Source organism: Paenibacillus sp. WG02 (assembly GCF_055396115.1).
This window is the reverse complement of the sequence record NZ_AP036016.1, coordinates 3067667-3094310: the sequence shown is the minus strand read 5'-3', so window position 1 is coordinate 3094310 and position 26644 is coordinate 3067667. Positions and strand designations below refer to the sequence as shown.

The 26644-nt window shown below is 45.0% G+C and carries 25 protein-coding genes; 6 read left to right on the top strand and 19 right to left on the bottom strand.

The window, feature by feature from the left end:
* Positions 1–49: 49 nt before the first annotated feature.
* Positions 50–349, bottom strand: coding sequence for a hypothetical protein (locus ACBP55_RS13750; RefSeq protein WP_464652305.1), 300 nt, complete (start codon positions 347–349; stop codon positions 50–52).
* Between the two features lie 188 nt (positions 350–537).
* On the opposite strand from ACBP55_RS13750, the gene ACBP55_RS13745 reads away from it, so the two are divergent.
* Complete coding sequence (locus ACBP55_RS13745) at positions 538–660, top strand: hypothetical protein (protein ID WP_464650487.1); 123 nt, start codon at positions 538–540, stop codon at positions 658–660.
* Positions 661–736: 76 nt separating this feature from the next.
* On the opposite strand, the gene ACBP55_RS13740 is transcribed toward ACBP55_RS13745, so the two are convergent.
* Together ACBP55_RS13740 and ACBP55_RS13735 are read right to left on the bottom strand one after the other, a co-directional pair.
* A complete protein-coding gene (locus ACBP55_RS13740; protein WP_464652303.1) occupies positions 737–1972 on the bottom strand; it encodes an RNA polymerase sigma factor in 1236 nt (411 codons plus the stop codon).
* Positions 1969–2319 carry a YciI family protein gene (locus ACBP55_RS13735; protein ID WP_171642403.1) on the bottom strand — a complete coding sequence of 117 codons (351 nt, stop codon included), beginning with the start codon at positions 2317–2319 and terminating at the stop codon, positions 1969–1971. The genes ACBP55_RS13740 and ACBP55_RS13735 overlap by 4 nt, the downstream gene beginning before the upstream one ends.
* Positions 2320–2843: 524 nt before the next feature.
* On the opposite strand from ACBP55_RS13735, the gene ACBP55_RS13730 reads away from it, so the two are divergent.
* Positions 2844–3707 (top strand): IS110 family transposase, encoded by an 864-nt coding sequence (locus ACBP55_RS13730; RefSeq protein ID WP_464652302.1) that lies wholly within the window; start codon positions 2844–2846, stop codon positions 3705–3707.
* A 368-nt stretch (positions 3708–4075) separates the two neighbouring features.
* Here the strand turns inward: ACBP55_RS13730 and poxB are convergent, their stop codons facing one another.
* The gene (poxB, locus tag ACBP55_RS13725; RefSeq protein ID WP_464652301.1) at positions 4076–5797 is read right to left on the bottom strand and encodes a ubiquinone-dependent pyruvate dehydrogenase; all 1722 of its coding nucleotides are present in this window, start codon (positions 5795–5797) and stop codon (positions 4076–4078) included.
* A gap of 537 nt (positions 5798–6334) precedes the next feature.
* Between poxB and ACBP55_RS13720 the strand changes: the two genes are divergently transcribed.
* Complete coding sequence (locus ACBP55_RS13720) at positions 6335–6748, top strand: hypothetical protein (protein ID WP_464652300.1); 414 nt, start codon at positions 6335–6337, stop codon at positions 6746–6748.
* Positions 6749–6976: 228 nt separating this feature from the next.
* Here the strand turns inward: ACBP55_RS13720 and ACBP55_RS13715 are convergent, their stop codons facing one another.
* The 7 genes from ACBP55_RS13715 to ACBP55_RS13685 form a co-directional block, all read right to left on the bottom strand.
* A complete protein-coding gene (locus tag ACBP55_RS13715) occupies positions 6977–7243 on the bottom strand; it encodes a hypothetical protein (protein ID WP_464652297.1) in 267 nt (88 codons plus the stop codon).
* Between the two features lie 221 nt (positions 7244–7464).
* Positions 7465–7650: a hypothetical protein gene (locus tag ACBP55_RS13710; RefSeq protein ID WP_464652295.1), complete on the bottom strand. Its 186-nt coding sequence runs from the start codon at positions 7648–7650 to the stop codon at positions 7465–7467.
* Positions 7651–8113: 463 nt separating this feature from the next.
* Entirely contained in the window at positions 8114–8836 is a 723-nt protein-coding gene (locus ACBP55_RS13705) for an amino acid ABC transporter ATP-binding protein (RefSeq protein ID WP_464652293.1), read from the bottom strand.
* Positions 8829–10328 (bottom strand): ABC transporter substrate-binding protein/permease, encoded by a 1500-nt coding sequence (locus ACBP55_RS13700; protein ID WP_464652291.1) that lies wholly within the window; start codon positions 10326–10328, stop codon positions 8829–8831. Before ACBP55_RS13700 ends, ACBP55_RS13705 begins: the two co-directional genes overlap by 8 nt.
* 309 nt (positions 10329–10637) lie before the next feature.
* Positions 10638–11069, bottom strand: coding sequence for a hypothetical protein (locus tag ACBP55_RS13695; RefSeq protein ID WP_464652289.1), 432 nt, complete (start codon positions 11067–11069; stop codon positions 10638–10640).
* Between the two features lie 53 nt (positions 11070–11122).
* The gene (locus ACBP55_RS13690) at positions 11123–11317 is read right to left on the bottom strand and encodes a hypothetical protein (protein ID WP_464652287.1); all 195 of its coding nucleotides are present in this window, start codon (positions 11315–11317) and stop codon (positions 11123–11125) included.
* Positions 11314–11733 carry a DinB family protein gene (locus ACBP55_RS13685; RefSeq protein WP_464653313.1) on the bottom strand — a complete coding sequence of 140 codons (420 nt, stop codon included), beginning with the start codon at positions 11731–11733 and terminating at the stop codon, positions 11314–11316. Before ACBP55_RS13685 ends, ACBP55_RS13690 begins: the two co-directional genes overlap by 4 nt.
* A gap of 370 nt (positions 11734–12103) precedes the next feature.
* Between ACBP55_RS13685 and ACBP55_RS13680 the strand changes: the two genes are divergently transcribed.
* Entirely contained in the window at positions 12104–13369 is a 1266-nt protein-coding gene (locus tag ACBP55_RS13680) for an IS110 family RNA-guided transposase (protein WP_464652285.1), read from the top strand.
* Between the two features lie 486 nt (positions 13370–13855).
* On the opposite strand, the gene ACBP55_RS13675 is transcribed toward ACBP55_RS13680, so the two are convergent.
* Together ACBP55_RS13675 and pdxR are read right to left on the bottom strand one after the other, a co-directional pair.
* Positions 13856–14260: a hypothetical protein gene (locus tag ACBP55_RS13675; protein ID WP_464652283.1), complete on the bottom strand. Its 405-nt coding sequence runs from the start codon at positions 14258–14260 to the stop codon at positions 13856–13858.
* Between the two features lie 362 nt (positions 14261–14622).
* Complete coding sequence (pdxR, locus tag ACBP55_RS13670; RefSeq protein WP_464652281.1) at positions 14623–15900, bottom strand: MocR-like pyridoxine biosynthesis transcription factor PdxR; 1278 nt, start codon at positions 15898–15900, stop codon at positions 14623–14625.
* 119 nt (positions 15901–16019) lie between these two features.
* Here pdxR and ACBP55_RS13665 point away from each other — a divergent pair, with 119 nt between their 5' ends.
* Positions 16020–16568, top strand: coding sequence for a pyridoxamine 5'-phosphate oxidase family protein (locus ACBP55_RS13665; protein ID WP_464652280.1), 549 nt, complete (start codon positions 16020–16022; stop codon positions 16566–16568).
* A gap of 547 nt (positions 16569–17115) precedes the next feature.
* Here ACBP55_RS13665 and ACBP55_RS13660 read toward each other — a convergent pair.
* Both ACBP55_RS13660 and ACBP55_RS13655 read right to left on the bottom strand, forming a co-directional pair.
* Positions 17116–18087 (bottom strand): Gfo/Idh/MocA family protein, encoded by a 972-nt coding sequence (locus tag ACBP55_RS13660; protein ID WP_464652278.1) that lies wholly within the window; start codon positions 18085–18087, stop codon positions 17116–17118.
* A 220-nt stretch (positions 18088–18307) separates the two neighbouring features.
* Entirely contained in the window at positions 18308–19318 is a 1011-nt protein-coding gene (locus tag ACBP55_RS13655) for a LacI family DNA-binding transcriptional regulator (protein ID WP_464652276.1), read from the bottom strand.
* A gap of 261 nt (positions 19319–19579) precedes the next feature.
* On the opposite strand from ACBP55_RS13655, the gene ACBP55_RS13650 reads away from it, so the two are divergent.
* Positions 19580–21424 (top strand): carbohydrate-binding protein, encoded by a 1845-nt coding sequence (locus ACBP55_RS13650; RefSeq protein ID WP_464652274.1) that lies wholly within the window; start codon positions 19580–19582, stop codon positions 21422–21424.
* A gap of 480 nt (positions 21425–21904) precedes the next feature.
* Here ACBP55_RS13650 and ACBP55_RS13645 read toward each other — a convergent pair whose 3' ends face one another.
* From ACBP55_RS13645 to ACBP55_RS13630, 4 genes are read right to left on the bottom strand one after another with little or no spacing between them, the layout of a single operon-like run.
* A complete protein-coding gene (locus tag ACBP55_RS13645; protein WP_464652273.1) occupies positions 21905–23209 on the bottom strand; it encodes a 6-phospho-beta-glucosidase in 1305 nt (434 codons plus the stop codon).
* A gap of 29 nt (positions 23210–23238) precedes the next feature.
* Positions 23239–24189, bottom strand: coding sequence for an N-acetylglucosamine kinase (locus ACBP55_RS13640; RefSeq protein WP_464652271.1), 951 nt, complete (start codon positions 24187–24189; stop codon positions 23239–23241).
* Positions 24190–24218: 29 nt separating this feature from the next.
* Complete coding sequence (locus tag ACBP55_RS13635) at positions 24219–25226, bottom strand: LacI family DNA-binding transcriptional regulator (protein WP_464652270.1); 1008 nt, start codon at positions 25224–25226, stop codon at positions 24219–24221.
* A 4-nt stretch (positions 25227–25230) separates the two neighbouring features.
* Positions 25231–26610 (bottom strand): ABC transporter substrate-binding protein, encoded by a 1380-nt coding sequence (locus tag ACBP55_RS13630; RefSeq protein WP_464652269.1) that lies wholly within the window; start codon positions 26608–26610, stop codon positions 25231–25233.
* Positions 26611–26644: the final 34 nt, after the last annotated feature.

The window sequence follows — 26644 nt, the reverse complement described above, 5'->3', positions numbered from 1 at the left end:
TCATGTCTTCTCCCTTCCACCCCGTCGGGTGTCTTGAGAAAATATAGTCTTAGACTGCCGCTGAAGGATATATGTTGATCGCTGCACCGTTACACAAAATTTGTGTATTTTGCTCCTCTAGTTTAACTCTCAGCTGTTGTAGAGCAGTAAAGTAATTTTCGCTTTGACTGGTAATGGTATATCCTTCAAAAGATAATTCTAGGCAAACCATTTCTGCATCCGCTGGAGACTCTTCGAACAAAACTAACTCTCCACTAACACTTCTTGTTTTATTTATCAAAAGACTAACTATTTTAATTTCATTATTATTGCTAGGTGTATTTTTCACATCAGAACTATTTGAACTCATTTGAGAATCTCCTTGGTTTGTAAGAGTGTTGCATCAGTTAAATAAGTTCTATCAGTAGTTAATTTTTCCTGCTTACGGTATTAGACTCTTCTGCCCGATAGTTTAATCATAAGTGAGCAAAAAACTTTAGAAAATCGGGCTATCTTATGCCTGCTGCGTCGATGATCATAAGCGGGTGCGGATTATCCATGGCACAGCCGTCAACGATGAGTGTTGCTATCGGATCAATCTCACCGAACGAAATCGGCAAAACATCTGGAGTTAATATTGAAATGAAACTTGATGCCGTAACCAGCGTGAAGCCCGTGTGAACATGTCAATCGCATTTTGAGAACAAAACAAAAAAAGGTCTGTCCCTGGATTTGGCATCCATGACGACAGACCTGACTACTCACATTCTCCAGCTTGTTTCTCCAGAAACGCACGAATGGAGGGATCCATGCACAATCCGATGGCGCGGCTATAAGCGGCACGGGCTTGTTCGTACCTCTGCATCCGCTTGAACAAATGGGCGCGCAGGGCCCAATAAGGTTGATAGCTCTTGACCGCATCGGCCGGTACTTCTTCCAGCAGCGCCATCCCGATTTCGGCTCCACGCGCCTCAGCAACGGCTGCCGCCCGGCCGACGATTGCGCCGATCGTTGGCGCGATACGCACGAGCCCCTCGTATAGCAACGCGATCGCTTCCCACTCCGTTCGGCCAGTCCAGGCACGCTGGGCGTGCACGGATTGAATCGCCGCTTCAAGCTGGAACCGCCCAATGCGGTTCCCTTGCGCGGCAACACGCAGGCAATGCTCCGCTTCCTCGATCATCGTGACTGACCAACGAGAATGATCCTGTTCAGTTATCGGAACATAGTCACCTGCCTCATTGCGCCGCACATGGCGGCGTGCTTCGCAGTGCAGCATAAGCGCCATCAATCCCAGCGCTTCTGGTTCCCCCGGCATGAACCGTAAGATCAGTCTTCCCATGAAAATCGCTTCTTCGGCCATTCCTTTCCGGCGTGGATCTACGCCGGCCACATCATCCCAGCCGCTTCCATAGGCTGCATAGACAGCTTCAAGCACAGCTTCAAGGCGCTCAGGCCATTCGTCCTTTCCGGGCAAATCGAAAATAATGTCGTCGCTTTTCAGTTTCGCTTTCGCGCGGGTAAGGCGCTGCCCCATCGTTGCAGGCTTAACAACGAAGGCAGAAGCAATGCGGGCTGCGTCAAGGCCAAGCACGGATTGGAGCATGAGCGGTGTACGCACGACTGGATCAATTTCGGGATGGGCACAAATAAACAGCATCTTGAGCCGTTCATCCGGAAAAGACGCTTCGAGTTCGGCCCATTGCTGCGTATTTTTCGCCATTGCGATCAAAGTCTGCTCCGCACCGGCATGCACTCGGGCATGCCGGGTACCGTCGATCAGTCTGCGCTGCGCAGCAGTAAGCAGCCAGGCCTCGGGATTATCCGGCACTCCGGTCGCAGGCCATGATTCCAGCGCGGCCAGGAAAGCGTCGGCAAGCGCATCCTCCGCTGCGGCTAGGTCACGCCAGCTCACAGCCAGAAAAGCAACCAGACGGCCGTAGGAATCACGGGCCGTCTGTTCAATCAGTTGATGAGCATGCATGGCGCTCATAACGAAACTGGATGCAAGTTAGGGCGAACCTCAACCGAACTGCCGGGACAACGTGCTGCCCATTCCAATGCGGTGTCCAAATCTGGCACGTCGATGATCATCAAACCGCCAAGATGTTCCTTGGTTTCGGTGATCGGGCCATCCTGAACCAGCAATTCACCACCCCTGAGGCTAAGCGTGGTTGCGGTTTCGGGGGCCTCGAGACCTGCACCGTTTACAACAATGCCTGAATCGAGCATCGCTTTGACATAATGGGCCCAGCTTGCGGCATATGCCTCCTTGTGAATCGGATCGTTTCGTTTGGCGAAATCCTCCGTCGTTTCATACATTAGCAGTGTGTAATTCATGGTTATTGCTCCTCTCAACATTCATAATGGGTTGTTTCATGTCTTCACTATAATGACGATCCAGTTCGATGAATTTCTACATCATGAGAAAAATTTTTTTGAATGTCAGATGACGCAACTCAGAATAAAAATTCCAATCCATCCATCGTGCAGAGCTAGGCATTAGTTAATTAGAAAATCAGTTGACCCGCTTTCGCCTGCTACCATTTCGGCTCCGGAGCACACCTTTGTTATAAATTTTTCGTCATCCTATTATGCTAAAATAATACCACATATTGGGACTATCCTGCCCGTTCGTATTATGAGGTCACCAGATCTTTCTGGTAGACCTCATTTTTGTGTGGTCTTATTATAGCGGTAGCCGGGGATCGAACGTTTCTGCCCGTGGGACTTAGATTCCGAGAGCTATTCAGTTCATCCCCCCTACTTGTTCAACCATGGTTAGGCTGGTTGGGACATGAATCCCGTATCACATGCGATAGTGTGGAAGACAAGAAGGTTAGGGGTTTCCGGCGAGTGATGTCATGAATCCAGTCATTGGTGTGGATGTTTCAAAGGGAGAGAGCCATGCACAAGCGCTTTTAGACCGTGGAGTACCTCATGGGAAGATCTTTAGGTTTAATCATGATCTAGAAGGTTTAGCATCTTTTCTAAGTTATATTAGAGGAGTGGAATCGGCAGCAGGGATTCGTCCTGCCATTGTTATGGAAGCAACAGGCCATTATCATAGCCCCGTTGTTCAGTTTCTGGATGAGCACCAGTATTTGAACATCGTCATTAATCCTTTAATCTCACATAACGCCAAGAAAATCAATTTACGACGGTTAAAGACGGATGCCGCAGATGCCCATCTATTAGGGACGCTGTACTATAAAGAAGAGTTTGAACCCTACAAAAAGCGGGGTCAGCATCTCATGAATTTACGCTATCTAACACGTCAACATGAATCTTTAACGGGTATGTATGTCCAAGCAAAACTACAGTTTCAGGCTATTCTAGATCAAGTTTTTCCTGAATATCCTGGCGTTTTTGGTGACCTTTATTCAAAGGTTTCCCTTCGGTCTGAGATCGAGGAAATCGATCGGTTTGATCACGCAAAGAAACTGGTGGCCTTTGCTGGCGTTGATCCAAGTGTTTTTTCTTCAGGTAAGTTTGTTGCGACCCAAAATAAAATCACTAAGCACGGCTCCAGAAGACTTCGTACTGCCCTGTATCAAGCTGTACGGTGTGGTATTCGTAGTAATAGAAATAAAAAATTAAGAGCTTTTTATGATAAGAAACGTGCTGAAGGAAAGCTGTTCAAAGTAGCGATAATTGCTTGTGTGAATAAGCTCATCCACTGGATTTTTGCCATATTAACTACTAAGGAAGCGTTCCGATTAGAGTAAGTAGCAAGAAATAGAAATATATGGAATGTCTTTCCGTGCTTTATGGGACGGTTCTTTCCCATGCACTTTTTTAAGTATACCACTTCATGAATCCGCAATTAATAATTAAATATTGACAAGCTATTAGCTGGAATAGTTTAACGAGCTGCCGATTGCTCAAAGTTCTCTACCTCATTAATCGGACATAGGCACCAAATCGAATAAATTTCGATACATACTAGAGATAATTGCGATGTAACCGGCTGTAATTCTTTTTGTATTAACGTAAGCGTAATAGCCCTCATCTGGCAATCAGATGGGGGCTATTTTAAACTTGCGACTAAGGTAGTGTGACCAGTCAGTTATAGGAGTCCAAGTACTCCTATTTATTACCGAAGGAGATTGGTTTTCGCCAGTTCGATGACTTCGTTGCCTTGCCCGTTCAAAACGGCTTTCAGCATCCACATCGTAAATCCGCGAGCCTGCTCGAGGTTGATTTTCGGCGGCATCGCCAGCTCCTGACGATTGACGACGACGTCCAGCACTACCGGACCGCTGTGTTCGAGGGCTCGGCGAACGGCGCTTTCCAAGTCATTCGGATCCTCGACGCGAATTCCTTCGATTCCCATGGCTTGAGCAAGTGCCGCAAAGTTTGGATTGTCGAGTTCCGTTCCGAATTCTAAAAAGCCAGCTGCTTTCATTTCCAATTCCACGAATCCAAGCGCGCCATTATTAAAGACAACGATCTTGATCGGGAGCTTATGCTGACGAAGGGTCAATAGATCTCCGAGCAGCATAGTGAGTCCCCCGTCCCCAGACAGCGATATGACCTGGCGTCCCGGTTGCGCAACCTGCGCCCCAATCGCCTGGGGCATGGCGTTCGCCATTGTCCCGTGGTTAAACGAGCCAAGTAGCCTTCTTTTTCCATTCATGCTCAAGTATCGGGCAGCCCACACAGTCGGCGTACCAACATCGCAAGTCAAAACGGCATCCTCATCTGCGAGATCGCTGATTACCTTCATGAGGAATTGCGGATGAATAGGAGCTCGACCAGGAGCTGCAAGGTTGTCCAGTTCCTCGCGGACTTTGGCATAATGTGCTGCAAAGTGCTGCAGGTGATCAGGGGAGTGCGGTTCCATTAAAAGGGGTAACAGCATGTCGACCGTCGTCTTTACGTCTCCGCACACTCCGTATGCGAGCGGCGTTCGCCGGCCTAGTCGGGAGGAATCCAAATCAACCTGAAGGATGGTCGCTTCTTGCGGATAAAATTGCCGGTATGGAAAATCGGTACCCAGCATGAGTAGGACATCGCATTCCATCATGGCGTGGTATCCTGATGAATATCCGATGAGACCGGTTAATCCGACGGAATACGGGTTGTCATATTCCAGATATTCTTTTCCTCGCAGCGCTATGACCATCGGGGATTGCAGTTTCTCGCACAGCTTCATGAGCGAAGCATGAGCTCCCGAGCAGCCAGCACCGCACAGCAAGGTGATCCTCTTGCCTTTGTCTAAGTAGTCGGCAAGCGTCTTCAATTCGTCTGTAGAAGGGCAGACAATTGGCCGGGTGGTATGGATGACGCGTTCTGGAACCGGGCTTTCGTCGTATTCGAAAGCGGCTACATCACCAGGAAGAACTAAGACAGACACTCCTGACCTTGCCGTCGCGGTTTGCATCGCCATCGTAACCGCTCGAGGTATTTGCCTCGGTCCGGTTACGACTTCACAAAAGAAGCTGCATTCCTGAAACAACATGTCCGGACGAGTCTCTTGAAAAAAGCCGCTGCCAATTTCACTGCTCGGAATATGAGCGGCAATCGCAAGTACTGGCACCCGGTTTCGATGGCAATCGTACAATCCGTTAATGAGATGTAAATTACCAGGTCCGCTGCTCCCCGCACAAACGGCGATTCCTCCGCTGAGGGTGGCATCCGCGCCAGCCGCGAACGCTGCAACCTCTTCGTGGCGGACATGGATCCATTCTATTTTTCCGGAACGGCGGATCGCATCGAGCAAGGCATTAAGTGAATCGCCGATAATGCCGTAAATTCGCTTCACGCCGGCGTTCAGAAGGGATTCCACGATGGAATCAGCTATCGTTCTTTTCAAGGGAATCTCTCCTTATTGTTTTTATTATTTTGCCATAATATGAGCAGTATATTCTTGATTTCACTACGATCGGGTTTGTTGGGCTTTAATCTTAAATTAAGTAGTCACATTTCAGTAATTTCATTCCTTATTATAGATTATGCTGCCCGATAACGAAATAACGGCTGCTACGCGGCAGCCGTTACTTCGTTATCGGTACTTTATCTAACTTTAACCTATTCGATCCGCTTCGGTTTTCCATAAACCTAATATTTTGTTCAGGCGCGAAGTGAGGTCTTGTACGGATGGAAGAAATCCAACCCTTTTGCTCCCGCACACTCGGTTGAGTTAAATAAATCACCACAGGATGTATAGCAACAACCAGATCTGCGATTCCTCTGATATGTTACTTCACTAAAGTTTCCCGTTAGTTGAAGAGTTATATGTACCGATGTTAGTCCCCCTCTACGTTATATATATTTATAGAGCATGGGTGACTGTTTGATTATTTTTTAAATTGTAGTTGAATTGGAGACATTATCATATGAGGTGACTTTTATGATTAGAAAACCAACAAAACTTTTTATAATTGCTTTTTTACTTATGACCTTTACTGGCTTAACCTATGCAACGGAAAGACAACCGCCTTTAATGAACATAACTACTATTCCTGCTCCTGACGGTAACTGGGTCTACTTGCCAGAGGGTAATGGAGAGTTGGTAATTCATGTAGCTACTACTAATGCTGTAAATGCTTTAAAAGTATGGAGAACTCCAACTGGAACACAACAATTGGAGAAAACTACAATTTGTGAACAAAGAGGTTACATAAGTGACTGGACTTGTGTTTGGAGATATACAAAAGATGATACTATTCATGACCATTTTTTCGTTAACGTGTCATATGAGAATGGGAGTGCTACGGATATTATCAATGTGACTCGTAGGCATACTAAAGACCATCCTCAATAATTATACTCATGCTTCCTAGTAGTCTCGCTCTCATAAGAGTAAAAAAGCACCATCGAATGATGATGCCTTAAAGGATTTGCACCACGAGGTGCTAGGTATAGGGAACTTCTCTTTTATTAAACTATCGTTCGCCATTAGTTCAATAATTGTCTACTGGCTGAAACCAGTCCCAAGAATCGAAGCGTGAATACGGTGTTACGTGAAGTTGTTGACTTCTTGAACTTACCTTCACCAAAGGTATTTTTTCCAATCCTTCCAGTTCTCTTTAATCATTTGAATAATATGCTCCCCTCCAAAGGTAATTGAATTTTCATGAGAGCTAAACATAGATACATCATGACCCATGAATATTTTACTTCCATTATAAAAAGTTTTGGATTGAATATCCCTGTATCCTATTTTAGTCATAATGTCAGTTAGCTTTGCTTGATTAAATCCATTATGAACGATATCTGAAACTATTTTTTCATTTTTATTAAAATCTACGATTAGCAAATGTCCTCCTTCATTTAGAACATCGAATAATCTTGATAACACTAATTCAACATCATTAATATGGAGTAGAACCTGAGCCAAATAATATAGTCAGCATGTAAATCCGATAGACCTTCTTTTTCAAAATCAATGCATAATGTAACGGCATTCTGAATATTAACATCAGAAATTTATTGCTTTATTTGTTTAATCATGTTTTGTGATGTATCCAGAAAAAGCATTTAATTAAAATCGCTTAACAAGTGCATTCCGACAAGACCAGTTGCACACCCAAAATCAATAGCATTCTTACTATTAGCGTCAACTAAATATTCACGAATGGCATCAGATGATACCTTTGCAATTTGAATTCTTTCTGAAGTGTCATAAATATTAGCGATCATTTCAAACTTATCCGTATTTCCCATTATTACCTCTCCAATCTGCCTTAAAAGCCTGAACACCAAGTAAAAACGACTTCGTCGTCCTCTAAGGACAGAGAATGTCGTTTTTATCGGAGACCATTCAGAAATGGATAAGCATGAAACTTATAAATTCTGAATGGTTGAAAATAGGAGTGCCTCCTCAAATCTCGAAGTGTTAAGTACCGCTACCAAACAAGGAAGGAAGAACTCCAGATGTATAGTATTCAACAAGAAAGTCTATTTTCCTTGGAAAAGTTATTAGAACTGTCACCCAAGGATACATATGGCTACCTCTTTGAGACCTTCCATCCGGTGCTTTTGAAACAAACTACCTGCATGAAATGTAACAAATTGCTCAAAGTGAGCTTCAACTGCGACAAATCTTCGTAAACGATCCCTGCAAATCAACGCGAAAAGGCCGCGATTCCGCTCCTAAGCAGAACCACGGCCTAAATATCCTATTGTGCTACAGCACTTTCTCCAGAAACCGCGCCGCGCGTTCGGTTTGCGGCTTCGTGAAAAACCGCTCCGGCTCGGAGCGTTCGAGCAGCCGTCCGCCTTCAAGGAAGTAAATCGTATTCGCCGCTTCGCGGGCGAAATTCATCTCATGGGTGACGATCATCATCGTCATGCCCGAAGAGGCAAGATCGCGGATGACGGCCAACACTTCCTTCACCATCTCCGGATCGAGCGCGGAAGTCGGTTCATCGAACAGCATGATCTCCGGATCCATGGCGAGACTGCGCGCGATCGCCACGCGCTGTTTCTGTCCACCGGACAGCTTGGAAGGGAACTCGTTCGCCTTGTCGGAAAGCCCGACTCGGTCGAGCAGTTGCTGACCTTTGGCGCGCGCCTCGTCTTTGGACAATCCTTTGACTCGCATCGGGGCGAAAGTCAGGTTATCCATGACCGTCATGTGCGGGAAGAGATGAAAATGCTGAAACACCATGCCGATCCGTTGGCGGACGCGGGTGATGTCGGTTTTACGGTCGGTCAAATCGGCTCCATCCACGAGGATCCGCCCGCCCGTCGGCACCTCCAGAAGGTTGAGACAACGGAGAAGAGTCGACTTACCGGAACCCGATGGGCCAATCAAAGCTACCACTTCGCCGTGCTCCACGGTCGTCGAGATGTCTTTTAGCACCTCGAGCTTGCCGTAACTTTTAGTTAAATTTTCGACGTTAATCACTGCGGCGCATCCTCCTTTCGAGTAACCGGGCAAACGATGTCAGAACAAGCACGAGCACGTAGTAGATAGCCCCGACGACGAGCAACGGCTCGAACGCCAGGAACGTGTTCGCTTGCACGACGTTGGACCGTCTCATCAAATCCGCGACCCCGATAACCGAGACGAGGGACGATTCCTTGACGAGAGCTACGCATTCGTTCACGAGAGCCGGCAGGATGTTCTTGACCGCTTGCGGCAGGATGATGCTGCCCATCATCGTCCCGTAAGGAATGCCGAGCGCCAATGCCGCTTCGCGCTGGCCTTTGTCGACGGCCAGAATCCCCCCGCGAATCGTCTCCGACAAGTAGGCCGCCGAGTTCAATCCGAAAGCTAGACCCGCCGCCAGCAGCGATGGAATGTTGTAATGGAACAATTGCGGCGTGGCGTAATAAATCAAAAACAGCTGCAGCAGCAGCGGCGTCCCCCGAAATACGGACGTGTACACGGTCGAAAACCATCTAAGCGGCGCGATTTTCGAGAGCTTGAACAATGACAGGATGCCGCCCCAGACGAATCCGAACAGAGCGGATACGATCGTGAACAGCAAAGTAATGTACACTCCGCGAAGGATATATCCGTAGTAGGGGCGTAGCTTTCCGAAATCCAAACCGCTCTTCGGCTTAGCCGTCTCGGTTTTGGTCCCGAACCATTTGTCGATCATCGTCTGCAACGTGCCGTCGTCTTTCATCTTCTTCAAGACGCCGTTAAATTCCGCGGTTAGTGGAGATCCATGGGGGAACGCGGCGGCATAACCTTCCCCGTTGCCGGCCGCGGGGATCATCGCGAACTTCAAATCCGCGTTCGAACCGGCGTACCCCGCCGCGACGGCGTCTTCGACGATCGCCGCATCGATCCGGTTCGCTTCGAGCGCTTGGATCAGATCGGGAATTTTGTTCAGCTTTACGATTTGGGCGTCCTTCATGTCCGCAACGACTTGCTCCTGCGTCGAACCAAGCTGTACGCCGATTCGCTTGTTTTTGAGCTCGTCCAGCGTGCCGTAGTTTTTATCTTTCATGGAGACGATCGTATTCCGAGCCATGTAATAGCTGTCAGAGAAATCGACGCTTTTCTTCCGTTCGTCCGTCACCGACATGCCCGACATGACGAAATCGACCCGATGGGTTTGCAACGCGGCGATCAAGCCGTCGAAGTCCGAACCAGCGATCGTCAGCTTATAGCCAAGCTTATCCGCGATATACTTCGCGATGTCGACATCGAGTCCGACGATGCCGCCGCTCCCCGTCGCGTCAACGTTCTCGTAGGGCGGATAGTCAGGACTAGTTCCCATCTTAATCGTCTTGCCGGCATCCCCGCCGGACGCGGCATAGGCCGTCGGACCAGAAAAGGAGCTACCGAAGACAAGTACCGTTAGAATCGCGATGAAGGCGAGCGTTGCGTATGCCTTTTTGAACGATTTAAAATGTGCCGTTGTGCTCATAAAGTGGTTGTTCATGATGTCCTCTTTCTATGTTTGATCTGGGTGTCGGATCGTGCATAAATATGCACCTGTACTAATATACCCCAAAGCAACTAGTGCCTCAAGGGAGAAAAATTTCCTGATTTGGGCTGCGGCGCGGTTCGCAGTAAAAACGACTTCGTCGTCCTCTAGGACAGAGGATGTCGTTTTTATCGGAGACCATTCAGAAATGAATAAGAGTGAATCTTATAAATTCTGAATGGTTAAAAAAGACCGTCCAGTAATAATGGACGGTCTTTGCTGCAAGGGAATGTTAATGTCTTACTCGTAAATCGTGTACCCGTTTTACTTGCTAGCAGCAGTCTCTAAGCCCTTAAGATACTTATAAAAGGAGTCATTTGCATCTTTATGTCGACCGTACAACTCAGCAAGATAACCAAATAGAATCACTTCTTGATTCTTTAACAGCCAAGGGGACCCTAACATTTCATTCATGACTTGATCCGCACATTGCTCCGGTTCAAGTCCCTCTGCTTCGTGCTCTTCCCAAAAATCCTTCACAACTTCCTTTAGTTCTTCGGGTTTCGTCTCGATTCGACCAATTACATCAACAAACTGGCCCCCCTCTAGCTTTGGGGCCATATGGAAGTCTATATCAAAAGTTTCGGCACCTTCTGCATTCAAATGCTGCTTATTAATGCCAACCTTTACTATCACTGCAGGGCGAGGCACGCCAGGTACTAACTTAGAATATAAGGCTTTCTTTGGGGAGATCACCAGCTAAGAATAACCCTCCTGGGGTGAATTGCTCTGTACGCCTCGTATAATTTTCATGGATCCACCAGAATATCCATGCTTTGTACAACAATTCGCCCGTCCCCTAACCAGAAAATTTGCGTCATTTGTGGTACGGTTCCCTGCACTTCATCTTCAACTAATCTGCCCGTTAGCTCAACGAAGGGCTGCCTAAGCGGCAGCCCTTCCAATTTTGAACTATAAGTTTCGTTAGTTGAATGAATGATCAATGATACTGTCCTGTTATGTGTTCATTCGAATCTTTCATTAATTTGGAGAGTAGTACAATTTGCCCAGCATGATATCCATAGTGTGCCGCAACCTGAACAAGAAGCCGACTGATTACTCTCGCTTCATAGGTTTCATTTTCTGAAGCATTAACCCGAAGCATTCTGTTCCAGTCCTCCAAGTCATAGCGGATTATGACTTCCCTTTTTAAATCCTGCTCGGACAAAACTGATAATATACTTTCCGATTCAGATCGTGTCCTCAAAAGAAGACTTTTCAATTCATCCTTCGATATGCCACCTTCAGAATTAAATTCTTGAGCGCGTTCCCGAATGAAAGGTTTGTTTCCGATTGCACTTATGAGGTTCTGATACTCGTTTCCCGCTAAATGTAAGCAAAGGTTTCCAATGCTGTTCATAGAATCCTTCATTTTTTTCCAAATCAAATCATCATCAAGTTGGTTTAAGCTCTTAATGATTCGATCGAGACTGCTTGTTCATGTCTTCGAGAACGTTTTTTGTCAGGTCTGGCACACTATTTCCCCTCTGCAATTTAATGAAATACACATATCACTTTTTTAATAATTCGCTTATCTCAGAATGATTCCCTTTAATTATTCTGCCCGTCCTTCGGCGGCTCCGTCGTGTCATGATTGAACTATCGTGTCCCGTTAGAATTCCTGTGGAACGAATAATTTGGACTTTGAATAAAAAAGAGCGCTCCTGTACGATGGGAGTACGTAACGGGTCTACAGCCCTTAAAATCCCACATCAGGAGGTCGCTCTACTATGAAGTTTAAAGCACAAGATAAACAAAATCAACTCATTGAAAACATTACCTCTAATCACCTTGTTGTCGGTGTAGATATCGCTCAGGAGATCCACGTTGCTAGAGCTGTTAATTTCCGTGGTATTGCTTTGGGTAATCCCCTGGAATTTAGTAATGATGAAATCGGCTTCCGATCTCTTGATCGCTGGATCCGAGACTTGCTAGCTTCGTACAAGCTAAGCCAAGTAATCGTCGGTATGGAGCCAACAGGACATTACTGGCTTGCCCTTGCACATTGGCTTAAAGATACCGAGATCGAGGCTGTACTCGTAAATCCTCACCTAGTCAAAAAAAATAAAGAAAACCGCGACAATACACGATCTAAAAGTGACAAAAAGGATGCGCTTGTCATTGCTGACATGGTGAAAAACGGCTACTATTCCCCAGTCCGTTTTCATTCCACAGAATACGAAGAGCTGCGAGTCCTTATGGCAAATCGAGAGACTGTTGTTAAGCGGCTTGTAAGTGCAGTTAATCAAATTCACCGCTGGGTCGACATTGTGTTTCCTGAGCTTAGACAAGTCTTTAAAATCTTAACTTGCAAAGGTGCATTGGAGACTCTTAGGTTGTTTCCTCTCCCCGCCGATCTATCTAGACTAGAACCTAACGATGTGATTGCGGGATGGAAAAAGTCCATGAAACGACACTCTGGTGTCCGTAGAGCTAAGTTGCTCATCGATCTTGCCAAAAAGAGCGTTGGGTCTACCCAGGCAACATATTCTTACAAACTCCATCTTGAGCATCTTCTTGAGGAGTATGACTTAGCAAACACACAGCTGCAGAGAATCGAAACTGAGGCCAAAGCCGTACTTGAACGAATCCCTTATGCAAGTAAAATCCTTGCCATTACTGGCATAAGTGCGATTGCTTTAGCGGGTGTCTTAGGGGAGTCAGGTGATCTCAGTGGTTATATCCACGGAAACACACTGCTGCGTCACGCAGGCCTTAATCTGACCGAGGCAAGCTCTGGGAAATGGAAAGGCCAGATGACCCTCAGTAAACGAGGACGACCACGCCTGCGACACTTCCTCTACCTAATAACGATGTGTATGGTTATGACTAACAAAGAATTCAAGGCTTTGCATCAACATAATGTTCAGGCAAAAAAGCTAAAAAAAATGAAATCCATCATGAAGTTATGTGGAAAGTTGGCTCGACTTTTAGTAGGCCTAGCACGCAGTGAAGAAGCATACAACCCAGTGAAAGTCTTTGCATTGGCAGCTTAAAAACTATGCATTACTAACGCAAGTTGGCGTATTCGCAGGATGACAAAGAAAGCACGGAGTATCGGGATACGTTACGCAAAAGGGCACTGACCCGTTCCGTTAGAAAAACCGACCTCCACCCCTTAGATAGATGTGACGAAGGAATGAGAGGGCTTAGACCCGTTGAGACATGGGAGCGAAAATCGCTAAGGGCCATGTGGAGAATACGTGCAGTATATGGAATTAATTAGGTGCGGATACCCCACCTCTATTCCCGCACGCCTTCTAACGGGTCAACATAACAAATCCTGACTCTTTTCATTCTTCTATCGAATCCAATAGGGATGAAATCCTGCGAATACACGAGCTTACGTGAGGAAATTAAATCATAACGAGGGAGCGTAATGAGTTACCCAATTAACCGGGTTTTTACCACTTTATGGTCTGACAGTTGGCTTACTGTAGTACGAATATGATGTTATCTGATGTGCTATGAAAATGAACCATTCACTCATTAACAAACGCTCTATATCTAACTTGTACCATATCATCTTCCTCATCAAACCTATAAATAACCCAGTATCTTTCGTAATCCGTTTGCATTTCAGCAATCCTGTTATTGTAACAAATTCGGATATCTTCATTCAGTCTGTCCGTTTCGAGGTTATATCTGTCTAATATCTCTATTAAAATTCTAATGAGAACCTCGTCTTTAGCATTTAATATATCAATACTAAAAAGGGCATGGTCTGGAGTCATCATACATGAAAAACCACTTTGTTCGTTTTTACTTATTACCCCAAGTTCTATTTCCGGGTCTAAATTTGTATCAATCTTATATTCTTTAAAATTGCTAATAATATTCATCAGGCTTTCTATGGTTGGAACTGTCACTCTTTGTTCGTAAAGCATATTAATCTCCTTTGATTTGACCTGCATTTATTTTATTGTGTTTTCAATGACCTGCTGTAGAATCCTGCCCGTTAGCGGAGAAAACTGCCGATCCATTGATTTCGACAGCCTTATTGCAAGGATAAAGGCTTTGATTTGCCGTTACCAGTGAACCGCCACCATCTAATTTTCGCCGTTACTTGTGGTATGGTTCTCCGCGCTGTCAATGACAATTCATTATGCATTGCTAGCCGAACCACGCCTCTTTTAACCGAAATATACCCTCAGTAATTTGCCCTTCACTTAACCCTGCAAATCCGAGCATGATATACGAGTCTGGACACTTAGCAGGGTCCATCCAATGAATGCTAGGTGAGTACACTTTAACACCGCTCCTGGGCCGCAAGATCGATCAATTCCAAGCTGTGTCGATTGTACACATCCAGCAGTAAATGCAAGCCCGATTTTTGCCCGATAATACTAACCCGATTCCCCAGAAACTCATGAATAGAACGTATCAATGTTTTATGTCTCGATTGATACAACTTTCTCATTTTGCGGACATGCCCCTCGAAATAACCTTTTTTCATAAACATATACACTGCCGCCTGTATGAGCGGTGAGACCGATTGACTATACGATTGCATTTCTTTCTTGTAAGACTGAGCGAGCAATTCCGGCAATACTATATAACTCAATCTAGCGCCTGGAAGGAATGATTTCGAGAACGTCCCCAAGTAGATGACCCTGTCTCCCGTATCCATAGCCTTCAGCGCCGGAATTGGCTGACCTTGATGACGAAACTCACTGTCGTAGTCATCCTCGACAATGTAACCATTGTTCTCATAAGCCCACTGAAGCAACTTGCCTCTATTCTGTACAGGCATTACGGTTCCTATTGGAAACTGATGAGATGGGGTGACATATACCGTTTTGGCACCACTTTGACGCAACTTATCAACCACTAATCCGTCATTCTCAAGCGGTATGGGGATAATCTCATGCTCATGATTGGCGAACACGACCCTGACCCCGTTATAGCCAGGCTCTTCCAGGGCTACTCGCTTCGAAAGGGACAAAAGCTGGCAGAGCATGCTGATGGACTGTTGTGTCCCTGCACTGAGAAAAACTTGACCTGACGAACACGTGACTCCGCGTGACTGATATAAATACTGGGAGATTTCCCTCCGAAGTCCTGCATGCCCCTGCCGATCACCATATCCGTATACTTCATGAGAACGGTCATCGAGAGAATCAATCAGGCACTTTTTCCATTGCTTGATCGGAAAATGTCCCAACTCGACATCCCCATACTCGAAATTAATCAAGTTCTCTTCGCTCTGCTCATGCGTTCGTCCCTCGATTTCACACGTGAAAATCAACTCTCGCACGCCCCCAGTCAAGGTCAACGTCTCCATTGGTAGCACATATAAACCGCTTCGAAGCCTGCTTTGAATATAACCTTCTGCAAGCAGCTGTTGATATACGATCTCCACTGTGTTTTTACTTATCATCAAATAAGTAGATAACTCCCGAATGGAAGGCAGTCGATCATTTTCACGAATGATACCGGCTTCTATCTGCCCTTTTATGTACGTAAAAAGCTGAAGATAGATGGGGATTTTGCTCTGTTTATCAATCTCCGGAGTTAAACCTATCAAGTTACTCACCATCTGTCCCTAATTATTTCGCTATTTCTGTCACTTTTACACATGACAGATTACACTTAAAATAATAGTATCACAAACCGATGAACATTTTTAGAAGGAGAGGGATTTATTTGTTTCCAATTCGTATGCAGAAACGCGCTTGTACAGATACAGAAAGAATCCAACGTTTTCTTAAACAATCTCGAACAGGTTTTCTAGGCTTATCATCAAAAGACGTCCCCTATGTCGTTCCACTAAATTTCTTGTGGTGGAACGATGCTGTCTATTTTCATGGGGCTGCAGAAGGGAAGAAAGTGACATTCATCGAGCACAATCCCCAGGCCTGTTTCACAATTAGCGAGGAGTATGGGACCATCTCCGATCCGGTACCCGCAAATACAGATACCGCGTATATGAGCGTAATAATCCATGGAACAGTGATTAGAATATCTGATTTGACCGAAGCAACGGAAGCCATGCAGGGAATGCTTGATAAATATGTGCCGGACTATTATGATCAACCGCTCAAAAAAAGTCATCTGGAAAGGTACGTTTCATCCATGGGGAGCAAAACTGCGGTCTTCAAACTAAGCTCAACCTCGGTTTCAGCGAAAGAAAAAGAAATCGACCCCGCGCATATGTTTTATAAAGGCAGGACCATTCAAACCGATCCTACGTAGATGACTATGGAGCTGAAAACTTGCCGTTACTTGTGATACGGTTCACCGTAATGTATCCAAACACAAAGTATCTTTTGACCATAAGATTTACATTAGTATATAAAGACAAAACCACTCCTAACAATGGAGTGGTTTCTTTGGATAGAACTGCTTTTATTCAAGAAATACTTATGCAAACTCATCGAATGCTAATCAGACTCTTCCAACCCATGGATTAAATTGAGTGCAAACTTATCAATTACGCAAGCCTGCCCGTTAGTTCAGCAAACGAAAAAGGAGCAGCCACGAAGCATGCTCCTCAACTATAGTTTCCGTTAGCAAAGCGGTTAAGTTTATCCTGTCGGCAATCGAAATATTTCTTGTGATATCTGACCTGAAAATAGAACTCCTATAAAGTAGGTGAATTTGTGTCGTAAGACTACAATGTTGGGACATTTGTGTATTTTTTGATGACACAAATCCTCCCACATAAAAATAAAAAAGCCTGATTCCTCAGGCATTTCCATTTAAAATTATGTAGGCACATTTGTGTCATTGGACACTTTCCTTATCCAATGCGAACAGGCAATCCCGATTTCGCTGATTTGAGCGCAGCAACAGTCACCTGTTGTGTCTTAAAGGCATCCTCGTAATCCGAAAGAATACGCCCGGTATCCCCTGTTTTCAGCGCATGGATGAAGGCTTCATTTTCTACGAGATAGGGATTAACTGATCTTTTAATTTCAGAGGTTGCATGAGCTTCGATCAATTTCAAACGTTCCGTATCCCACTCCAGCATCCCCTCCTGCGTATAGCAGGTTATACCCACCTTACCCAGTCCATTTGGCAGCACGCACGTATTAGAAATATTAGCAATAACGCCGCTGCTAAATTTCAAAGTCACCGTTCCCACATCGGCTGCCGTTACCCCATCAAATTGCTTGTGCATCACTTGATTGCCATACAAAGCGTAGACTTCGTCAATCTCTCCTACACAATAACGCAGAATGTCGACCAGATGTGTGCTTTGTTCTATGAATTGTCCGCCTGATCTCTCTTGATCTCTCCACCAAGCAACTTGAGGCATATCTCCCATCCAATTGCCTGTAATCATGCCGACATTTTGCTGGCTCAACAATTGTTTCATCTGACTTACTGTATCTGTATAACGAAAATGATAGCCAACGGACGTAATCAGGGGTTTCTTGCGCAATTCGGTTAAAATCTGATAAGGCTGCTCGGCATTCACGCCAAGCGGCTTTTCAACAAAAAAAGGAATGCCTCTTTCAATAAGCTGCATTTCAAACTCCCCGTGCGACATTGGCGGTACAAGAATATATACGGCATCCAAGCGCTCGGCTTCCAGCATCTCACTAACACTTTCATAGCTTGAGGGAATGCTGAATCCCGAAGCAAACTCCTTCGCTTTTGCCTTACTCGTCCCGCAAACCGCTTGGATTTGCACATCTTCCATCTCGGACAAAATTTTTGCGTGCATCTTACTGAACCCGCCAGTACCGATAATGCCAATATGTAACATGATTACAAGCTCCTGTTCTTATCCTATTTTTGCACAACCGTATAGGCCGCCTGCCGCGTCTACCCACGCACTCGCTGCATCGCAAAGTTGCATCTAGGCTGTTTCTCTTATTATAGCATCATACAAAATACAAAGTCAGTGTACGTCCAGCATTCGATTAAAAATAAATAAAAGAGCTATCTCTTCAGTCGTTCGAAGAACTAGCTCTCTTATTTTAGCATCACGATCCTATCCTACACATCGCTGTCGACTCTCGAACAATCAATTCGGGCTGCAAAACGATGGAAGAATTTCTTTTGGACCCTTGAATCAATTTTAGCAAAAGACGTACAGCATGCTGGCCCATTTGCTCCATAGGCTGGCGAATGGTCGTAAGTCTCGGATGTATTTCCGAAGCAAATACTTGGTCATCATAACCGATAACAGAAAGATCACTTGGAATCTTGTACCCTTCGCTCTGAAACGCCTCCATGACACCGAGCGCTAAACCGTCATCCCCCGCAAAAACAGCCGTAGGAATGATCTCATTTTGGATCCATGCCTTAGCAACGTCAAAGCCGGTACGGATACCAAAGTCCGTGTGGGAAATCGTTAAAGGGGACAGTTCGGCTTCTGCTAATGCTTTCTCATAGCCCCGTTTTCTTTCCCTAACACTCAGAAAATGCTCAGGGCCGCTTACATGCGCAATCCGAGTATGGCCTAGATCAAGCAAGTGCTTGGTCGCTTCATAGCCTCCATTGTAATTGTCTACATTCACGGTTAAAGCTCTAGTATTTTCAACATGATTATCTATGATCACAAAAGGAATTTTCTTCTGCTTTAGCTCCATGACATAGCGTTCTTCATCCAGTGGTGAGAGAACGATAATACCATCTACACGATCTTCCTGAAATAAAAAATTTTTCTGTTCGTCCGGTTCATCCTTCGCAGGCGAGAAAACAGATAAGGCGAGAAAATAACCATTATCCTGCAAAGATTCATTCACCGTTTGAACAATACCATCGAAAACAGTATCCTTGAGCGTAACCAATGTAAGCCCGATTAAGCCCGTTGAACCGCGAGCTAGACTTCGTGCTGCCGAATTAGGTCTGTAATCCAGTTCTTTAATGGCTTGCAGTACTTTTTGACGATTGCTCTCCCTCACGGACGCCACATTGTTCAAAACTCTGGACACAGTAACGAGAGAAACACCTGACTTAGCAACGACATCTAAGATGCTTACTTTTTTCATTCCATTTGAACTCCCTAATTATTATAACGTTTATATATAAAAGTATATTCACATACGTGAACAGTGTCAATATTAAGCTGTAAATAACAATTGACAACGATAATCCAAGCATTTAGAATTTATCTTGTAAGTATAAACGTTTATATATTTTGGGGGTGACGCTTTTTGAATGAATAGGAAATATGTCTTCTTCTCTAATTTTGTTAAAGAAGTGCGTTAAGGTTCGGCCGTATGCCCAATATGATTCATAAAGGAGATCCAATGATGAAGATGAGAAAAGTACTTGGTTTAACAGTTGTTACCACGTTCATGTTATCAGTCATGGTTTCTGTAAGCGCACCCATCACTAAAGCAGCTGCTGCCCCCATCGTATTAGGTTATTACACCGTAGATTCCGGGAATGATCTCGATACATATGGCAGCAACCTTACACATGTTTCTACGGATACATTTAATACTGATGTGAATGGCAATCTAATTGGCACAGTTCCAACAGCAGCAGTATCGTACGCAAATTCACATGGACAAGTGCCATATGCCCTTGTGTCCAATTATAACGATGTGGTTCATGATTGGGATAGTTCACTCGCTCATGCTGTACTGACGAACTCGACGGCAAGAAGCAATTTGATTACGAACATGCTGAATCTTGTGAAAAACAATAATTATAAGGGCATTAACATTGATTTTGAAGGCATGTTGGCTACTGAAGGTCCTAATTTTACCAGCTTTGTTCATGATGTTGCAGCTGTCATGCATGCAAATAATTTGCTAACCATGGTTTCAGTGCCAGCCAAAAATGTAGATGACCCCAACGATTCATGGACCTATCCTTTCAACTTTACGGCACTTGGCGCGGATGCTGATTTGCTGCAAATTATGACATATGACGAATATGGCGTTTGGAGCGGTCCAGGCCCGGTTACAAGCAAATCATTTATTACGAATGCGTTAAATTATGCTGTCGCTCATGTGTCTCCTCAAAAACTATTAATGGGAATTCCGGCATATGGAAACGACTGGAATTTGTCTGATGCAACAGGAAACAGCAATCAATTGATCTATTGGAAAAATATACCCCAATTGATTGCCGATATTCACGCAACGCCAGTAAGAGATGCTGCAAGCGGCTCCATGAAATTCACTTATACATTAAATGGTAAAAACCATGAGGTTTGGTATGAAGATTCAACCAGTATTGCTCAAAAAACAAACTATACGATCAGTTATGGATTAGCAGGTGTTTCCGTTTATTGCTTAGGCGAAGAAGATGCTAATTTCTGGAGTGCTATTAACACGGGTTTACAAGCAACAGCAGCAGGTCAAGCCATTCCAGGGAAAATCGAAGCCGAGAGCTTCAAAGCGATGTCTAGTACTTCGACGGAGCCAACTTCTGATGTAGGCGGTGGGCTCGATGTAGGTTGGAATGGCCAAGGCGGTTGGTTGGATTACGCTATTAACGCACAAACTGCTGGCATATACAATGTTGATTTCCGTGTAGCGAGCCCTGTGACTGGTGGCGTTTTCCAAATCAAAGATGCTGCCGGCACCCTGCTGGGTTCTCTCAACATTCCTAAAACAGGTGGTTACCAAACTTGGCAAACAGCCACTACTGCAATTACTTTACCTGCAGGTGCTCAAACCATAAGGATTTCTCTTCTGACCGGAGACCCTAACTTAAATTGGCTTAATTTTACGAAGCAAGGAACAGGGGCAACAGGAGTTGCTTTACCGGCAAAAATTGAAGCGGAAAAATATGATGCCATGTCCGCCACATCCACGGAAACAACAACAGATGTGGGCGGTGGACTAGATGTCGGTTGGAATGGTCAAGGTGGATGGGTCGAGTATAAAGTAAATGTTCAAAACCCTGGTACCTATTCCATGCAATTCCGAGTGGCAAGTCCAGTTAGCGGTGGACAATTCCAAGTAACTTCGAATGGCACAGCTTTAGGAACATTTACCATTCCGAATACAGGCGGTTATCAAACTTGGCAAACGGCTAGTATGACTATTACTTTGCCTTCCGGCAATCAAACCATTCGCATCAAAATGCCAACCGGAGATCCTAACTTGAACTGGGTGAACTTTGTAAAAACGCCTTAATCCATTCTAATCATCAGGGAGGCTGACGCAAAAGGTTAATAACCTAGCGAGCGGCCTCTATTTTGTTTCGGTATGGAGCGAAATCTAACAGGAATTCCTCCAGTTCATTTGGCGTCAATTGCTCTAAACGGTCATCTTTCCATATAAACTAGCTTTTTTATGAAAAAATACCCAAATTAACGGTAGGTTTTCCATGTAGTGCAATTGTGAAAACAGAGGAAGCCTAGAGATGAACGCCTTATGGGACAGCCCCTTTTGGTCGTTATGAATGGGATATACGACAAATAAGCTCGGAAAACGCGCTTATTCTGGAGCACCCGAATAAATAAGCGCGAACTTGCTTACCCCAAAAACAGGCTAGACTCAGAGCTTTTACCTGCTCCTTGTCTAGCCTGTTCTTTGCGCCATGCGGCAGTACTACAACGTGCGCGAATCCGGGGCGCATGTAGAATCTTCCTCATTCATATAAACGTTTATATATTAATTCCGAAAAAATTGAGGCAGAAAAGCTTTATTTTGCTCCAACATTTCTACTAACATGGGTTCCGCAACATTCACTGAAGGAATCAAAGGATGATTAGCTAATGCAAGAAGGGCAAGATCACGATCACCGCTTACTGCAGCTTCGATGGCTAATTGCTCATACGTTTTGACAGCATGAATTAACCCTTTTACAGCAAACGGAACATTAGAAACAGCAATAGGGATAGGCCCCTGCTTCGTAACGACACAGTTGACCTCAATGCAGGCATCCGGTGATAAAAAGTCCAATATATTGCCATTAGGAACATTCAACGTCTGAATATCACGTGTATCGTTATATAATGACTTCATTAAACGAACGGCCGCTTCCGAATAATAAGCGCCTCCGCGTTTCTCCAGCTGTTTAGGCTTCTCCGCTAAATTCGGGTCCTTATACAGCTCAAACAATTCGTCCTCCAGTTGTTTCACGATCTCAGCGCGAGTACCTACTTTCGCAGATGAATCCAGCTGGTCTTGAAGCATCTCCTGCTTGAGGTAGAAATATTTTAAATAATAGGAAGGAATAGCCCCTAATGAACGAATTAAGCTCTCATTCCATTCGGATTGCGGCACATTTTTGGCGGAATAGCCTTGACTGTTACCCAAAAGCTCCTCTAGCTTAGATTGACCATCCACAACGACTTGTGTCACCCAATGCAAATGATTCAAACCAACAAACTCCGCATAGATTTGCTGGGCAGGAACGTCATAAAGCTCCATCAACCATTTATAAACGCCTGTAGGCGCATTACAAAGGCCGATCGCTTTAATTTTGGTGTATGTATTGACGGCTTTTGTTACCATGCCCGCTGGGTTTGTGAAGTTAAGCATCCATGCATCCGGACAAAGTTCTTCCATGTCCTTACAGATATCCAGCAAGGCGGGAATGGTCCGAAACGCTTTGAGCATACCGCCTGGGCCGGTCGTTTCTTGCCCGATGACACCATATTTAAGAGGAATGGTCTCATCCCAAATCCTTGCCTGGAGAAGGCCGACACGCATTTGAGTAGAAACAAAATCAGCTCCCTCTAGCGCTTCCCGGCGATTGATAGTTAGATGTACTTCGATTGGCAGCCCTGATTTCTCGACCATCCGCTGTGCCAATTTCCCGACAATATCGAGCTTATGCTTACCTTCTTGGATATCTACCAGCCAAATTTCGGTTATCGGAAATTCGTTATAATTCAGGATAAGACCTTCGATTAACTCAGGCGTATAAGATGAGCCTCCGCCAATTACAACGACTTTTAAGCGTTTATTCAACTGTGACAACTCCTTTGAGATTATGAATGTTACTGAGACTGCTCGTAAACAGCATCCGTAATCTTCCGTCCATCCTTTTCCATAGCTGATAAAATAGCTCCTACTACAGGTTCCATTGTCAGCACTCGCAAGCTGCAGCCCGGGGCAATCTCGTGCACCTCATCAGCAATGTAAGGGTGAATAAAGCTTCCTTCGCCTTTTGTAATCACACTTCCAGCTAAAACAAGATCGAATGTATCCTCCTGCATACCTAACTTTTCGATCACCGCTCTTGCGGATTGTCCTAATTCCGTACCCTGCCTTTGTAAAATGTTACGGGATACGGTGTCTCCTTTAGCCGCAGCAATAAATAAAAGCTTGGTTAAACTTGAAGGAATCCTTCTATGGTTGTCTAAAGAATGATGGAACATTTGCTCTACCGATGTATAGCCTAATGCTTCAAGGACCAGAGGAGTCAGCAGTGTTGCTTGACTTCGTCCCTCCCAAGCTCGTATGACCGCGCGGAATGCTTCTACGGCAAGCTCGCTCCCCCCGCCAAAATCCCCATACGCATAACCAAAGCCGCCGCATTGCAAGCTTTCTCCAATGGAATTTACACCTGCACAGTTCATGCCATTACCACAGATAACCACAACTCCTGACGGTCTGGTTGTTCCTGCACGTAAAGCAATCATAGTGTCACATACGATGTCATAGCGGGAAAATTGAAGCTTGTGGATCATGGGTCGTAAAATACGGAAATCCGCCTCTCGATCGGCACCTGCTAATCCAAACCAAGCGACGGCTATTTCGTGCGGTTGTAATCCTGCTTGGTTTAGAGCTTGGTTTACAGCTTCTTGAATATTTTGCTCTGCTAAATCAACATTGATCTGATGGTTGCCAGGTCCGCTATTTCCGCTTGCAAGTAATGTCCCTGTTTCATCCGTGATGACAGCAAGGGTTTTACTTCCGCCAGCGTCAACTCCTAGATAGTAATTCATGTATGCCACCTCCTACCCGGAAAACATATTTAATCTCTAATGTATCGGGTTGTAGAATCTCTGATAATCAAATTCGGTTGTAAGAGAACAGACGTATTTCTTTTCAAGCCCTGAATCAATCGCAGCAAAAGCCGCACGGCCTGCTGACCCATTTCAACCATAGGCTGACGAACCGTTGTTAGTAAAGGATGGATTTCCGATGCAAAGACTTGATCGTCAAATCCGATTACAGACACGTCACGAGGAATGTTGTATCCCTCACTTTGAAAAGCTTTCATAACCCCAAGCGCTAAGCCATCATCTCCGGCAAAAACAGCTGTTGGTATCGTACCGCCATTCAGCCATTCCTTGGCAATCGTAAATCCATTGCGAATGCTAAAATCCGTGTTGGACACAATCAATGGGGAAAGACCTGCCTCCTGAAGAGCAGCTTCAAAGCCCCTTCTTCTTTCCCGAACACTGAGGAAATGAATAGGACCCGTTACATGAGCAATGCGGATATGCCCGAGACCAAGCAGATGCTTGGTCGCTTCATACCCACCCTTGTAATTGTCTACATTCACTGTCAAAGCGCTTGTGGCTTCTAGATGGTTATCGATAATAACGAAAGGAATCTTCTTTCGTTTGAGCTCTAGTACATAGTTCTTCTCATTTTGAGGGGAAAGCACGATAATGCCATCCACACGATCCTCTTGGAATAAGAAGTTGTCTTGCCCGTTAGTCTCCCCTTTGGAAGGGGAGGCCACCGACAAAGCCAATAAATAGCCCTGCTCTTCTAAGCTTTCGTTCACGGACTGCACAATACCATCAAACACAGTATCTTGTAATGAATCCAACGTAAGCCCGATCAACCCTGTTTTGCCACGCGCTAAGCTGCGGGCAGCGGAGTTAGGACGATAATCCAGCTCCTTGATTGCTTGCAGCACTTTCAGTCGATTGCTCTCACGGACCGTCGCAGAATGGTTCAATACCTTTGATACGGTAACGAGGGAGACGCCTGACTTCGCGACTACATCTAAAATACTAATTTTTTTCATTTGATTATTTCTTATACTTGGCATTGATTTCAGACAGCAATGCGTTTACCTTTTTGTCAATTTCCGGACTCACATCTTCCACTGTTTTCTTGCCATTATCAAGAGGATCCATTTCGTTATTAACAATATTCAAAATTTCCGTGTAGTTGGCAATCAAGTGATTATAAGATTCGATCCCATATTTAAGTCCGCCGTCGACAACTTTCTTCAAATCCTTAGGATCGATCGCTGGCGCAAACAGATTAAAATATTTTTCAGCCGCTTGTTGGTTGGATGGCGGGGTGCCTCCGCTTAATTCGATTGCTTTTTCTTGAACGCCTTTGTTCAGCTGATACTTAATCCATTCGTAGGCTTCCTTCGGATGCTTGGAATCTTTAAGGATAAGAAGCGGATCGATATACAAGACATCGCGAGCTTTATTGTTATATCCGATTGGAACTGCTGCAACCCCTACTTTAAAGCTGTATTCTTTCACGGATGCCAAAATCCAAGCACCAGCTACGGACATACCTATTTTGCCTGTTGCAAATGGATCTCCGCCATCGCCCGCTACCGCTTTTCTAAACTGGTTGTCAGGCATAACCTTGTCTTTCCATATCAAATCATTGACCCGATTATTCGCTTTGATCACATCTGGCGTGTTGAAATACGCTGCTGTCGGATGACCGCCATTGGTCCAAGTATCATCTGAATATATTTTCGGTCCGAAATAGATCAATCTCATATCCTTCTCGGCCCAGCCCCAATCCAAGCCGTACTCTGCCTTTTGAATATCCGTGTTAGGCTTGGTCAGTTTCTTCCCAATTTCAACCATTTTATCGAAGGTCCATGACTTATCTTCATAATCCGCTGGTGGGTAAGGGATTCCCGCTTTATCAAACATGTCTTTGTTGTAAAGCATGAGGGATACATAGCTATATACCGGAATTCCATAGTTTTTACCGCCGGACTTATAAATGTCTAACACATTGTCCGGCATCCCATAATCAGATGCTTTAAAATGATCCGCTGCCATCAGATCCGTCATATCACGCAGCATTCCTTTATCCAAAAACTCGATGAAGCCAGCCTGCCCGAAATGCGAAGTTACATCTGGTGCGGTCCCTGCGGCGATCATGGATTGAAGCTTAGAATCGAACTCGGCATATGGCGCTTTCGTGATTTTCACCTTGATATTAGGGTGACTAGCTTCAAAATCGGGAACCAGTTTCTCCACATATACTTTGTCAGGAGTGTCCGTAACGAATTGATTAATGGTGACGACTTCACCACTTTTCGCGTCACCCGTTGCATCCTTTGAACTGGTGCAGCCCGTCATTACCAAGGCCGCAGATGAAATCACTACCATTGAACGTTTCCAAGCCCATTTTCCGTTTTTCCCCATACCCTTAACCCTCCTAGTCATATGTAACCAAATA